Annotated in this window: 16 protein-coding genes; 10 read left to right on the forward strand and 6 right to left on the reverse strand. The window is 39.9% G+C overall.

Features of this window, described 5'->3' with window-relative positions; translation table 11 throughout:
- Positions 1–7 precede the first annotated feature (7 nt).
- The 4 genes from GYM62_RS20095 to GYM62_RS20110 all read left to right on the forward strand — a co-directional run bounded on the left by GYM62_RS20095 (position 8) and on the right by GYM62_RS20110 (position 3,435).
- A complete protein-coding gene (locus tag GYM62_RS20095; RefSeq protein WP_219957721.1) occupies positions 8–742 on the forward strand; it encodes a ThuA domain-containing protein in 735 nt (244 codons plus the stop codon).
- Between the two features lie 76 nt (positions 743–818).
- Positions 819–1,400, forward strand: a complete 582-nt coding sequence (locus tag GYM62_RS20100) for a NifU family protein (RefSeq protein ID WP_219957722.1) — start codon at positions 819–821, stop codon at positions 1,398–1,400.
- Between the two features lie 11 nt (positions 1,401–1,411).
- Positions 1,412–2,485, forward strand: a complete 1,074-nt coding sequence (locus GYM62_RS20105) for a DUF3810 domain-containing protein (RefSeq protein ID WP_219957723.1) — start codon at positions 1,412–1,414, stop codon at positions 2,483–2,485.
- A gap of 59 nt (positions 2,486–2,544) precedes the next feature.
- The gene (locus GYM62_RS20110) at positions 2,545–3,435 is read left to right on the forward strand and encodes a peptidoglycan DD-metalloendopeptidase family protein (RefSeq protein WP_219957724.1); all 891 of its coding nucleotides are present in this window, start codon (positions 2,545–2,547) and stop codon (positions 3,433–3,435) included.
- Positions 3,436–3,600: 165 nt separating this feature from the next.
- On the opposite strand, the gene GYM62_RS20115 is transcribed toward GYM62_RS20110, so the two are convergent.
- Together GYM62_RS20115 and dusB are read right to left on the reverse strand one after the other, a co-directional pair.
- A complete protein-coding gene (locus tag GYM62_RS20115; protein ID WP_219957725.1) occupies positions 3,601–4,515 on the reverse strand; it encodes a DMT family transporter in 915 nt (304 codons plus the stop codon).
- Between the two features lie 187 nt (positions 4,516–4,702).
- On the reverse strand, positions 4,703–5,695 hold the full coding sequence (gene dusB, locus GYM62_RS20120) for a tRNA dihydrouridine synthase DusB (RefSeq protein ID WP_091651101.1): 993 nt from the start codon (positions 5,693–5,695) through the stop codon (positions 4,703–4,705).
- A 37-nt stretch (positions 5,696–5,732) separates the two neighbouring features.
- On the opposite strand from dusB, the gene GYM62_RS20125 reads away from it, so the two are divergent.
- The 6 genes from GYM62_RS20125 to GYM62_RS20150 all read left to right on the forward strand — a co-directional run bounded on the left by GYM62_RS20125 (position 5,733) and on the right by GYM62_RS20150 (position 10,350).
- Entirely contained in the window at positions 5,733–6,686 is a 954-nt protein-coding gene (locus GYM62_RS20125) for a CPBP family intramembrane glutamic endopeptidase (RefSeq protein ID WP_219957726.1), read from the forward strand.
- Positions 6,661–6,867 carry a putative signal transducing protein gene (locus GYM62_RS20130; protein WP_219957727.1) on the forward strand — a complete coding sequence of 69 codons (207 nt, stop codon included), beginning with the start codon at positions 6,661–6,663 and terminating at the stop codon, positions 6,865–6,867. Before GYM62_RS20125 ends, GYM62_RS20130 begins: the two co-directional genes overlap by 26 nt.
- Positions 6,851–7,690, forward strand: a complete 840-nt coding sequence (locus GYM62_RS20135; protein WP_091651093.1) for a phosphatidate cytidylyltransferase — start codon at positions 6,851–6,853, stop codon at positions 7,688–7,690. Before GYM62_RS20130 ends, GYM62_RS20135 begins: the two co-directional genes overlap by 17 nt.
- Before the next feature lie 69 nt (positions 7,691–7,759).
- Entirely contained in the window at positions 7,760–9,037 is a 1,278-nt protein-coding gene (locus GYM62_RS20140) for a Glu/Leu/Phe/Val dehydrogenase (protein WP_091651090.1), read from the forward strand.
- 71 nt (positions 9,038–9,108) lie between these two features.
- Complete coding sequence (locus GYM62_RS20145; RefSeq protein ID WP_219957728.1) at positions 9,109–9,771, forward strand: phosphatidylserine decarboxylase family protein; 663 nt, start codon at positions 9,109–9,111, stop codon at positions 9,769–9,771.
- 66 nt (positions 9,772–9,837) lie between these two features.
- A complete protein-coding gene (locus GYM62_RS20150) occupies positions 9,838–10,350 on the forward strand; it encodes a hypothetical protein (RefSeq protein WP_219957729.1) in 513 nt (170 codons plus the stop codon).
- On the opposite strand, the gene GYM62_RS20155 is transcribed toward GYM62_RS20150, so the two are convergent.
- The 4 genes from GYM62_RS20155 to GYM62_RS20170 form a co-directional block, all read right to left on the reverse strand.
- Positions 10,347–10,814, reverse strand: coding sequence for a Clp protease ClpB (locus GYM62_RS20155; RefSeq protein ID WP_091651079.1), 468 nt, complete (start codon positions 10,812–10,814; stop codon positions 10,347–10,349). The two genes, GYM62_RS20150 and GYM62_RS20155, sit on opposite strands and share 4 nt — an antisense overlap.
- A gap of 75 nt (positions 10,815–10,889) precedes the next feature.
- A complete protein-coding gene (gene mnmD, locus GYM62_RS20160) occupies positions 10,890–11,588 on the reverse strand; it encodes a tRNA (5-methylaminomethyl-2-thiouridine)(34)-methyltransferase MnmD (RefSeq protein WP_219957730.1) in 699 nt (232 codons plus the stop codon).
- Positions 11,585–12,067, reverse strand: a complete 483-nt coding sequence (ispF, locus tag GYM62_RS20165) for a 2-C-methyl-D-erythritol 2,4-cyclodiphosphate synthase (RefSeq protein WP_219957731.1) — start codon at positions 12,065–12,067, stop codon at positions 11,585–11,587. The genes mnmD and ispF overlap by 4 nt, the downstream gene beginning before the upstream one ends.
- Positions 12,064–13,305: a pitrilysin family protein gene (locus GYM62_RS20170; protein ID WP_091651065.1), complete on the reverse strand. Its 1,242-nt coding sequence runs from the start codon at positions 13,303–13,305 to the stop codon at positions 12,064–12,066. Before GYM62_RS20170 ends, ispF begins: the two co-directional genes overlap by 4 nt.
- Positions 13,306–13,361: the final 56 nt, after the last annotated feature.

The following is a 13,361-nucleotide window of genomic DNA, read 5'->3' on the forward strand; positions in this document are numbered from 1 at the left end:
AAAACCTATGAAACTTAAATTCCTTTTACTTACAGCTTGTCTCCTAACTGCCGGTTTGATGCAGTCCCAAGCTCAACAATTCCGGGCTTTGGTTTTTAGTAAAACTGCTGGCTTCAGACATCAGTCCATCCCAGACGGTGTGGTTGCCTTGAAAAAATTGGGTCAGACCCATGTGTTTTCTGTTCATACGACAGAGGACGCCAACTACTTCAAAGATGAGAATTTGGAGAAATTCGATGTCATTATCCTGATGAGTACTACAGGGACTATTTTCAATGAGGAGCAAAAGGCGGCTTTTCAAAAATTTGTAAGAAGTGGTAAAGGTGTAGTTGGGATTCACTCAGCCACAGATACAGAATACGATTGGCCATGGTACAATCAATTGATTGGAGCATACTTTTTAGCTCATCCCAAGCAGCAAACTCTGAGATTAGAAGTAGTAGATTCCAATCATCCGGCCACTTGGCATTTACCAAAAAATTGGCTTTGGACGGATGAGTTATATGAATTCAGAAATATCAATCCCAATATTAAAGTGCTTCTCAATGCAGATGAATCAACCTATCAAGTAGCTAAAGGTAATGGGGCAAATCATCCTATGGCTTGGTATCATGAGTTTGACGGCGGACGGGTATTTTATACAGCTTTAGGCCATGTGGAGTCCGCTTATGAGGATCCGGATTTTTTAAAGCATTTATATGGGGGGATTTGGTACGCAGCAACCGGAGAGCCTATGAAATAATTCCGAATGGAAACTTACCTTTGCAGGAACTATTCGCCTTGATCAGGGTTTATTTCAACAAAAAACTGATAAACTGATGCTAAAAGCACAAGCAAGACCGGTTCACCTCTACATGGAGGCTAACCCAAATCCGAATTCCTTGAAGTTTGTTGCCAATTTTATGTTGGTGGAAGACGGTTTGAGCTTTGATTTTCCCAATGCAGAAAGTGCCGAAAATAGCCCATTGGCTCAAGAATTGTTTAACTTCTCTGCAGTGGAACGCGTTTTCATAGCTTCTAATTTTGTCACAGTTACCAAATCGGAGGAAGTAGAGTGGCCTGAAATTCAGACCATCATCAGAGATCATATCAAACAATATTTGGAAGCAGGGAAAATGCCTGTTCAAGCTAGTTTTGATAAGGATCCTTTATTTGATGAAAATGACTCCGAAATTGTCAAAAAGATCAAAGGAATCCTCGATGAATATATCCGTCCAGCAGTAGAGCAGGATGGTGGAGCCATCGTATTTCATTCCTTCAAAGACGGTGTGGTGAAGGTTCTTTTACAGGGAGCCTGTTCAGGATGTCCTTCCAGTACAGTTACCCTCAAAGCAGGTATCCAAAACTTGCTTACCCGCATGCTTCCCGAAGTGAAGGAAGTAGAGGCTGAAGGCATCTGATATTATAAATAATGGGAAAGAGAGATTGGTCGTGGACAATCCTTGGCCTGATGGCTCTGGGTTTAAGATGGTTGGCAATTCGCTATCCAGAAGCGACTGATGATATTTATTCCAGAACATTCTTTCCGGGAATTAGAAATGTGATTGATTTAACGCTGGGGCATTTGCCATTCCCCAGCGTTTATCTTTTTATCCTCTCCATTGTAATTTTAATAGGGATCTTTATCCGCAATTTTTACAAAACTAAAGGCTGGAAAAATCGAAGCATACTCAGTATTAGGTCCTTGCTCAATAGTCTGGGAGCCATAGTTTTTTTCTTTTTGGTTCTTTGGGGATTTAATTATCAGCGAACACCCATATTCAAACAGCTTTCTTTGACACCTAAGTCTCTGAATTTGGAGCAAATCAAATCTGAAGTTCAGATCACCCAACGCTTGGTGACTCAATACAGAGGGCAAATTTCCACTGATACCGCGGCTATAGGAGAAATAATAGCCTATCCTGAATTGGAAAAATTGGTAAGAGGAAATATGAGTGAAAATCTGGATTTGCTGGGTTTGAATTTCACAGGAAGACCACGAACCAAATTATTTCCACCACCCGGATTCATGCGTAAAATGGGGATATTGGGGATTTATTTCCCTTTTACCGGTGAAAGTTACATAGACCCCACGCTTCATCCTTTGGAAAGACCATTTACCGTTGCTCATGAAATGGCGCACAGCTATGGAGTGACAGACGAAGGAGAAGCAAACTTTATAGCTTGGGTAATTTGTACCAATTCCAATGATCCTCTTTTGAGGTACTCAGGTCAACTGAGACTCTTGCTTTACCAAATCCGAGATTATTATCGAATGGCCCCTGACCAGTATAAAGAATGGCTCAAGACCTTGGATGTAAGTGTACGTAATGATATTAGGTCCATTCAGGCTGAAAATGCTAAGTATCAACCCATATCATTGGAGATAAGTAGGAAAACGAATGATATTTTCCTAAAGTCTCAAGGCGTCAAGGCAGGAATAAACAGTTATCAACAACTCCCCATGTTAGCCTATGCATGGAGAGAGCGAATGAAAGAATTTTGAATTAAAAATTGTGCAATTAGTTTATTGGCTATATTTTTAGATTCAAACCATATATTTTCATGAGAACCCTTTTTGCTTCCTTTTTCCTCTTCATATTTTCATCTTCTTTTGCCCAGATAACAGTTGAATCAGAAAGAGATTCCGATGGAAATGTTCAAATCTATGCTACAAACAGTAGTCTAATTCCCTATACGATCCAATTTGAGTTTTCCAACCTTCAAAATCTTAGTCCTACAGGCGGGACTTATGCCCTGGGAGTAGCCAACCCCGGTAAGTCCAAGGTGGCGACTCTTAAAAAGGTGAATGCTAATCAGGGAACTAATTTTTCATTTAAATACACCTATCTGAAAGGAAATATCTATGCTAAATCTAAAACAGAACCAGTTTATTTAATCCCTGTTGAGGAAGGCGTGAAAGTTCTTGGGGGCAAAATGACCCATATTGAAAACAGGATTCGTTCAGAAGCCAATAATGACACCTATGTCGGAGTCTCTTTTAGATTTGATGATGAAGTGGAAATTGTAGCTCCTAGAAAGGGAGTAATAGTAGATATGAATATGGACTTGATCGAAGGCAAAGAAAATCTAGCTTTTACAAGGGAAGAGAACTATATAGAAATATACCATGAGGATGGTACGTGGACCAAATTGATGGTATTGAAAGGAGGTTCTCAAAAAGTAAAGCTAGGTCAAGAGGTCTTTCCCGGAGATGTTTTGGCTATATCTGGAGGTGAAAATTATGAGAATGGACGTCATATTAGAATGACCGTTACTAAAATCGAAAAGGATAATCTGGGGAAGCTAAAATATATGGTAGAGCCTGTTAAATTTTGGATAGCAGGCAAGGAAACCGCAGTTGAGTCATCGAGCTCATTCGGAGTGGAGCATCCCAAAGAGCTAATTACAGCCGAAATGAGTAAAAGGGAATTGAAGGCCTATGAGGGTAAATAAAAATTTTTTCATGTTAATCAGAATTTCTTCCATTAAGTAAAAAAATCACCTTAGTGGAGCCCAAAGGATCAGAATCTGGATGCTTCGGTCTCTCTGATGATAGAAATCAAAGTGTCTAACCCATTTAAGTAAAGACTAGATGGCTACTGGCAAGATTCCAGATAATCATGCTATTTTTTTATTCTTTTTTCTATTCCCGATCCATACTCCCAAGATCACCGCCGCTATTCCAACATAATGCCCAAATAGCAAAACTTCTCCGTCCCAAACTCCCCACATAATAGCTACAATTGGAATCAGGTAGGTAACAGAACTTGCAAAAACCGGGCTTGCTGTTTTCACCATCATATTGAAAATGATGAGTGCTAGGGCTGTTCCCAAGACTCCTAAAAGTGTAACGTATCCCAATGCAGTCCAAGCGCCTTCCACCGAAACCAGCTTGTAGGAAAACTGAGTTCCTGCCATTAAATAGATCAGTGCTGCAGGCAAAACCATGAGCAAAGAGATGGCTGTGATCTCTACCGGCTTAAGTTCCACAAATCGAAACTTGATCAGGTTGAGGTTGAAGCCATAGCAAGTACAGGCCAAAATGACAAAGAAAGCATAGGCATTGATGTCCGAAAAAGCTCCAAATCCACTCCCTTCCTTGACGGTTACCAGAACTACCACTCCTAAAAAGGCTATGAATAGTCCTATGGCATTTCGTCTGGTGATTTTTGAATTAAAGAATATAGCACCTACCAAAACAACGAATAATGGGGTAAGAGCATTCAGAACCCCAGTTAGGGAGCTGCTTAGCTGGGTTTGTGCTTTTGCAAATAGAAATGCAGGAATGAAACTTCCCACGAGGCCCACCAAAATAAGGTTTTGTATTTGATGGCTCTTTAGGTTTTTTACTTTAGGAATCGAAAGCGGAAGCAGAAAGGTAGCCGCAGCAACTATCCTGTAGGCGCCAAGCTCTCCGGGGGAAAACACATTCAGCCCCCTCTTTATCAAAATAAAAGAGCTTCCCCAAACTAAAGCTAAAACGATTAAGAAGCCCCAGTTTTTTAAAGTGTTTTCAGATTCTCCAGTTGACATTCGCTTGGGTGGGTGAGTAATGCACGGCAAAAAAAGCGAATTCAACTCAGAATTGTTTAAAAAAGTTGATCAAGCCCAAATATTCAAAGTTGAGATGAAAATGACTGTGATGTCTTTTGATTTTTTTGCCAAAAACAGAATAGAAGTCAAAAAAAAGCCCCAACAATTGTCGGGGCTCAAGTTAGAATTAAGAAAATTCATAATCAGCATAAGCGTGAGCTACCTGTTGGAGAATTTCGCAAACATGTTCATAGGACTCTGCTGTTACCATTTCGGTTCTATATTGTTTGAAATTGGGCATTCCTCTAAAATAATTGGTGTAATGCCTTCTCATTTCAAGTATTCCTAATTTTTCACCTTTCCATTCTACTGAAAAATCCAGATGTTTTTTTGCTACGGCAATTCTTTCATCCAAATCTGGGGCTGGAAGTTTCTCTCCGTTCTGAAGGTATTGTTTTATTTCGTTGAAAATCCAGGGATAACCTATAGAGGCTCTTCCTATCATCATCCCATCCACATTGTATTTTGCCTTGTATTCTGCAGCTTTCTCAGGAGAATCTATATCTCCATTTCCAAAGACTGGTATGTGCAATCGGGGATTTTCCTTTACCAAATTGAGATACGACCAGTCCGCTTCACCCTTATACATCTGCTGTCTGGTTCTTGCATGTATACTAATAGCCTGAATTCCTACGTCCTGTAGTCTTTCTGCAACTTCTACAATGCGAATGGTTTCGTGATTCCAGCCTAGTCTGGTTTTCACTGTAACTGGGATATTGACAGCTTTGACAATTTCAGCAGTCATGGATACCATTTTGTCTATATCCAAAAGAATACCTGCTCCCGCACCTTTGCAGGCTACTTTATGAACAGGACAACCATAATTAATATCCAAAATGTCAGGCCCGGCTTCTTCGGCGATAGCAGCAGCTTCCCTCATAGATTCAATTTCATTTCCGAAAATCTGAATCCCGATAGGACGCTCATAATCGAAAATATCGAGTTTTTGGACGCTTTTGGCTGCGTCTCGGATCAGCCCCTCAGAACTGATAAACTCAGTATACATCAAGTCTGCGCCGTTTTGTTTGCACACAGCACGAAATGGAGGATCACTCACATCTTCCATGGGTGCCAACAATAATGGGAATTCTCCCAACTCCAACTTTCCTATCTTTACCACTGCTAATTCTAAATTTGGCGTAAATTTACACTCAAATATGGAGATATACGAAACTCAAGCAGAAATAGGTAAGCGCAAGAGCTGGCTTTTGTCCTTGGTAGTCATAGTTTTAGTAGGTTTTGGAGTCCTGATTTTACTCCAATCTCTTGCCCTCGCCCTCGCAGTTCCCCTTTTTGATTTATCAATTTCTCAGATCATGTCCCTCATGTCAGGGGATAGCAGTATTCCCAATGGTCGCATGGCGATGTTATTTATTCAGGGTATTGGCTCAGGGATAGGCTTTTGGTTTGCTGCTTGGATCATAATTAAATGGATTGATAAAGCAGAGTTAAACTGGGACTTACAGATTTCAAGGTTTGGTCTCAAGAAATTCTGGGTCATGGTAGCAATTACCCTTGGGGCTATGTTTTTCAATGGACTTTTGGTGTATTGGAATTCTCAATTGGTTTTGCCTGAATCTCTTTCGGCCTTGGAAAGTTGGATGAAAGCCATGGAGGACCAATTGATGCAGTTAACTCAGTTTTTAACTGATTTTCAATCTGTTCCAGAGCTATTGACAGGCTTGTTGGTGATTGGGGTACTTGCAGGTATTGGTGAAGAGATGTTTTTCAGGGGTGTATTGCAGCCTAAGTTACACTTATATACAGGCTCAGTTCACTGGGGCATCTGGTTGACTGCCATTATTTTCTCAGCAATTCATATTCAATTTTATGGCTTTGTGCCTAGGGTATTTTTGGGAGCTATCTTTGGATATTTATATGTGTATTCAGGTAGTTTGGTGTATCCGATTATTGCCCATATTCTCAATAATTCCTTGACCGTATTATTGGTCTATGCCTCCAACCAAGGATTGGTAGATTTTGATTTGGAGTCCACAGATAATGTCTCATATCCCCTAGCTTTGGGTGGATTATTGGTACTTTTGGCAGGAATCCATTACTTTAAGAAATATAAGCCCCAATCAAATGGAGAACTGGATCAAGGTGTTTGAAAGTCCACAGCAGATTAGAGCTGAAATAGTCAAAGGAGTTTTGGAAGAAAACGATATTCCAGCGGTAGTGCTAAGCAAAAAAGAAACAGCTTATCAGTTTCTAGGGGTATATGAAGTCCATGTCAGCAAGGAAAATCTCATGAAGGCCACCAATTTTATTCAAAATGAGATCTCGTTTTAATATTAATAATTACAGTAATTTGGGGCAAAGAGCTATCACAGCCTTAGTCGGTGCAGTGGTGGTAATTTCTTCTATCATTTATTCAGATTGGACCTATTTCATAGTTTTTGCAGCAATTTTGGGCTTTGCCCAAATGGAATTCTATAAGCTTTGTGGTTTGGATGGGATGTTGCCTTTGAAGAGCTTTGGGACTTTCCTTGGACTCATGATTTTTACGCTGACGTTTATGATAGAAAAGGAGCGTTTGCCACAAGAATATCTTTATCTGATATTCCCGATCATTTCCTTGACCTTTTTTATCAAGCTGTATAAGAAAACAGATAAAAAACCATTTACAGGGGTTGCATTCACCTATTTGGGGATTTTTTATGTAGCAGTTCCTTTCTCTTTGTTAAACCTTGCGGTATTTTCGGTAGATCAGGTCTACCATTTTGAAATAATTCTAGGGAGCCTTTTGATTCTTTGGGCCTCGGATACAGGAGCCTATTTCGCAGGAACCAAGTTTGGGAAAACAAAGTTATTTGAGAGGGTTTCACCTAAAAAATCTTGGGAAGGGTTTTTGGGCGGAGCTTTTTCGGCCATAGCAGTCGCCTTTTTGGTGGCACGATATTTTCACTCTATCCAAGATTGGAAATGGTTGGTGATCTCCGGGATCATCATCATAGCAGGTACGTATGGAGACTTGATAGAGTCTCTTTTCAAAAGATCCATTGAAATAAAAGATTCAGGAAAAGGATTACCGGGACATGGGGGATTTATGGACAGATTTGACGGATTGTTATTATCCGCCCCTTTTATCACCGCTTTTTTGAAAATCTTCTAATTCTGGCTTAGGGAATCTGAAAAACTACTTAATATTGTATCGCATTTCACTACTCAAATAAAACCCAATATGGCTTACATTGAACCGGCTCCGATTAAGGATAAAGAGAATCCTTTGGAGTCAATGATGGAACGATTCAACATTGCAGCTGAAAAGCTGGGACTTTCTGATGAGGTTTACAATGTGTTGAAAAATCCGGCCCGTCAAGTAATTGTTTCCTTACCCATCACCATGGATAATGGAAAAATTCAAGTTTTCGAAGGAATCCGTGTGGTCCATTCCAATATTCTTGGACCAGCAAAAGGTGGGATTCGATTTGCACCTGATGTACATATAGATGAAGTAAGAGCACTGGCTGCTTGGATGACTTGGAAGTGTGCTGTTGTAGATATTCCATACGGTGGAGGTAAAGGAGGCGTTAGATGTAACCCTCGTGAAATGTCCAAAGGAGAAATCGAAAGATTAATGAGAGCCTATACCATGGCTATGATTGATGTTTTCGGACCTGATAAGGATATTCCTGCTCCAGATATGGGTACAGGACCAAGAGAAATGGCTTGGTTGATGGATGAATACTCCAAAGCTCATGGAATGACTGTGAACTCAGTAGTTACCGGTAAACCTCTGGTACTTGGTGGTTCATTAGGAAGAACCGAAGCAACTGGTCGTGGGGTAATGGTTTCAGCTTTGGCTGCGATGCAAAAACTGAAAATCAATCCTTTCCAAGCTACATGCGCTGTTCAGGGATTTGGAAACGTAGGTTCTTGGGCTGCTCAGCTTTTGGAAGAAAGAGGATTGAAAATAGTTGCTATCTCTGATCATACAGGAGCTTTCTACAATGAGAAAGGGATCAACATACAGGAAGCAATTCAGTTCAGAGATTCCAATGGAGGGCACCTAGAAGGATTCACCGGAGGTGATAGAATGGATGATCCTATGGATTTACTGACATTGGAAGTAGATGTATTGGTTCCTGCTGCTGTGGAAGATGTAATCACTGCGAAAAACGTTGATAACATCAAGGCGAAGCTGATTGTAGAAGGTGCTAATGGACCTACCTCGGCAAAGGCTGATGCCATAATTAATGAAAAAGGAATTATGGCTGTTCCGGATATTCTGGCAAATGCCGGCGGAGTTACTGTATCCTATTTCGAATGGGTTCAAAACAGATTAGGTTATAAATGGACAGCAGACCGTGTTAACAGACGTTCTGACCGGATCATGAAAGATGCATTTGAGCATGTATATGAGGCTTCTAAGAAGTATGATGTGCCAATGAGAATTGCTGCTTATATCGTTGCAATTGATAAAGTTGCGAAAACTTATACTTATCGTGGTGGCTTCTAAAAAGCATCAATTGTAAGAATCACTTATCTTTGAGGCGTGGAAGTAATTTCACGCCTCTTATCATTTATATTATGACCATACACAGAGAAGGACGAGTTTTATTATTTTGGTTGTTGATCATTTTAGTGGCAGCCAACTATCTATTATATTACTTCTATCCAGATGCGAGATTTTGGCTCAATGTCAGCATTTTGGGTAGTATTGTGATTTATTTGCTGGTGTTGCAATTTTTTAGAAATCCAATCTTTCAGATTCCAAAGGAAGAAGGAGTGATTTTGGCTCCGGCTGATGGCAAGGTAGTCGTTATTGAAGAAGCCTTTGAAGACGAGTATCTTAAAGAAAAAAGAAAGCAGATATCTATATTCATGTCACCTGTCAATGTGCATGTTAATAGATCTCCAATCCGTGGTGTAGTTGAGTTTTTTAAATATCATCCGGGAAAATACTTGGTAGCTTGGCATCCTAAATCCAGTACGGAAAATGAAAGAACTACCATGGTTTTGAAGCTGGATGACGGAATGAAAATTTTGGTGAGGCAAATAGCCGGTGCAGTGGCCAGAAGAATCAAATGGTATGTGAAGGAAGGTTCCCAGTTAGATCAGGGTGCAGAATTCGGGTTTATCAAATTCGGATCAAGAGTAGATGTTTTCGTTCCTCTTGACGCAGAGATTCTGGTTTCAATGGATCAAGTAACCAAAGGAGGCAGAACACCATTAGCCAGATTAAAAAAATAATTAGTTTTTGATGTATCAAAATTTCGAAGGTTTTCGTAGAGGTTATATCAACTAATTTTATTCGTTATGAAAAACCTCTTTTATGTTTTGATTTGTTTGGTGACAGCCGCATTTTTTGGCTGTCAGGATTCGGATGGGCCGAGAAATCCACTTTTAGGAACTTGGGAGAACCGTTCATATGTAGATTCTCTGGATGTTTGGTTTGTCCATTCCCTTACAATTAAAAATGACAGTTTGATGGAAGTAATGGAATTCGCCAGGAAATCAGAGACTGGACCAATCATTGGCTATCATTCAATAGCTGATTCTTGGTATAATTACCAAGATAACAGATTCACCTATTACTATTCAGAAGGCTTATTTTATTTTAATGGGCATAACGATACATATGTAACTAGTCGATATGGTCCCAAAGAATCACTTAAACCTGGTATAATAGACCTTTTTTGGACTCCAGTAGGCGATTTAACTTTTTCTCCTGATGGCCAAAGCTTTGAATTTCAAAAAGAATGTTGGTTTTTAAATGCCAATGGTGATTGTGTCGATGCTCCGCCCATGACTTATATCCGTATCAATTAATTTCTCTTCTTGATTTTATAAATCCAGAAGCCCAATCCTAAAGTAAAAAGGAAAAAAATTACAGTAGTCCACTCGAAGGTCCTTCTATCAGAAAGCCTTTCTTGGGCTACTTTTTCTTTTTCAGCTAAAGCTCTTTTCAAAGCTTGAACGTCTTGTTCCAAACTCATGGTAATTGCCTTGTAATCCTCTTTTTCTTGACCAATTACGGCGGTTTCTATGGACCCACTCAGCTTGAGTTCTTCAATAATCTGATTGTCTTTCGATATAATTCGTTCCAGCCATTCATTGGTCTCAGTCATGTCTTTTTTGGTGCGATTTCCAAAAATCCCAGACTTTTTATTTTCCGAGGACTGCCATTGGCGAAAGAGACTTTCCCTCTCTTCCACAAGCCTTTGGAGCCTGGCACTTTCTGAAGCATCAACTTGGAAAAGGCTTAATAAAATCGAAAAAAGTATTGCTAACATAGTGATTTAGTTTTTTTGAAAAGTATCAAATGGAAGGCCAAAGTTATTCTTTTTCTTTCTTTGCCCGTTCTCATTTCAGCTTTCTGGATTTTCACTTTTCCAGGCTCTTGTCATTTCTTTCTTTCCCGGAGGTCCAGGAGGGTTTTGAACATCCAGTCCCAGTTCTTTGAGATCTCTCTTAAATTGACCTTTTGCACAGTAAGTAGTCAATACAGCGCCTGGACGCATGGACTTTTCAACTTTTTCCAATAAATCCTTAGCCCATAATTCCGGTTGTTTACTTGGGGCAAAAGCATCAAAGAATACTACATCTGAAGGGTATAATTGGGCATCCTCTAGCTTAACCTGGTCTTTTTTAAAATTGAAATATTCCGATACAGGGCCTCCCTCATTCCAAGGTAACTGATGCAATGCTTCGAAATACTTATGGTAATGCCAGATAGCATCGTTTTGATCTATGTAATTCAGTTGGCTGTAGATGTCTTTTTCCAAAGGAAAAGGTTCAATTGTATGATAAAGAACCGGAATTTGATTTTGTTCCGCCCACACTAAAGTCAACCAGGCATTCAGGCCTGTTCCGAAACCCACTTCAAAAATCCGTATAGGATATTTTCGGGGATTTCTTGTCAGCCATGAATCCAAGCCATATATCAAAAACACATGAAGAGACTCTCGATAAGCTCCATGAAAGCTATGATAGGTTTCTTTGAGGTCCTCATGATACAGAGAATGAGAACCATCTTCTGTGGTGATGATTTTCACTTTAGCACTCATACTTTATAAATTAAAGCCACACAATAAGCTGAAACACCTTCTTCTCTTCCGACAAATCCTAGCCACTCCGTAGTGGTCGCTTTTACAGAAATGGAGGACTCTGGTAAGCTCATTACCTCTGCTAAACATGTCTTCATTGCAGGTATATGAGGGTTTACTTTTGGAACCTGTAGACAAACGGTGGTATCAATATTTCCAACTTCATAACCTTCATCCCGGATGAGTTTCATCACATCCTTCAACAATATTTTAGAATCGATTCCTTTGTATTTGGGGTCTTTATCAGAAAAGTGGTAGCCAATATCCCGCATATTTGCAGCACCTAACAAGGCATCACAAATGACGTGAATCAGCACATCTGCGTCGGAGTGTCCTACAGCTCCTTTGACATGTACCAGTTTTATTCCACCCAGCCAAAAATCATATCCTTCTTTCAGCTGATGTACGTCGTATCCAAAACCTACCCGAAATCCATTCATACTTGATTGCTTTGATAATATAAAGTGGACGATTGAGTTTCGTCCAAAAGTTTATTTGCCCAATTTTTTATTTGTGAAGATTCTATGGAGGACTTTTTCTCATATTCTTTCCAATATAGGTCGGGATGCCCCAGGTTTGCATAGAAAGCCAAGTTCATTACTCTATTGGTAAGCTGGATTGACTCATATGTTTTCATCGCTCTCCCTTGATTTTTGATTTTTTCCAGGGACTCATCTGAAATCTCTTTAGAGAGGAAATCTGCTAATACCTCGTCTAAGGCTTTTTCAGCTTCATGAGCTTTAACTCCTTTCTCCATTTTTCCTGAAAAAATCAGTAAACCTGGATCATTGGATCCCATGATATAGGCACCGGCAGAAGCGAAGTATTTCCCGTTTTTCACCAGCCTTTGCTCCAAAATAGAAGACTTTCCGAAGCCCAAAAGATCGCTAATCAAATCAGCCTCTAAGAAGCCATCTTCCCCTTTTGCTGGCATTTTGAAAGTCTTGTAAAGCGCATCTGTGGGCACAGGATAATGCACTGCTCTTTGACGTTTTTCTTGTTGCTCATTTTCCATCGGAATTAAATGAGGTGCAAGTGTGGCTTTTGGAATAGGACCAAACCACTTCTCAGCTAAGGCCAAAACCTCTTTAGCTTTCACCGCACCTCCCACTACAAGAATGGCGTTGTTTGGGGCATAATTTTTCTTATAAAACTCCCATACATCCTCCTTGGTATATCCCTCAATATCTTCTGGGCTTTTTCCGATTGTAGGCCAGCGGTAGGGGTGAACTTCATAAGCTAAATCCCTCAAATGATGCCATACATCTCCATAAGGCTGGTTAAGATATCGCTGTTTATACTCCTCTAAGACCACTTTGCGCTGAGTTTCTATAGTTTTATCATTGAGAGTCAGCTGTAGCATTCTATCCGACTCCAACCAGAAAGCTGTTTCTAGATTGGAGGCAGGCAAAGTCATATAATAGTTGGTGATATCAGGGCTTGTAAAAGCATTACAGTTACCACCTACACGTTCTAGCTCCCTATCAAATACTTTCACATTGGCAGAGCTACCAAACATCAAGTGTTCAAAAAAATGAGCAAGACCAGTTTTCCCAGGGCTTTCATTTTTGGAGCCAACTTTATATAATAAATTGAAGACAGCCATTTTGCTGCTTTGGTCTTCGTGGACAATCAGCTCAAGTCCATTGTCTAGAAAAAAACGTTCGTATTGAAGCATCATAAGGTCGCAAAGCTAAGCTTTTTGATGGAGACATATATTTTAGTGAAAAGTCA

Source organism: Algoriphagus sp. NBT04N3 (genome assembly GCF_019443765.1).
Lineage (GTDB): Bacteria > Bacteroidota > Bacteroidia > Cytophagales > Cyclobacteriaceae > Algoriphagus > Algoriphagus ornithinivorans.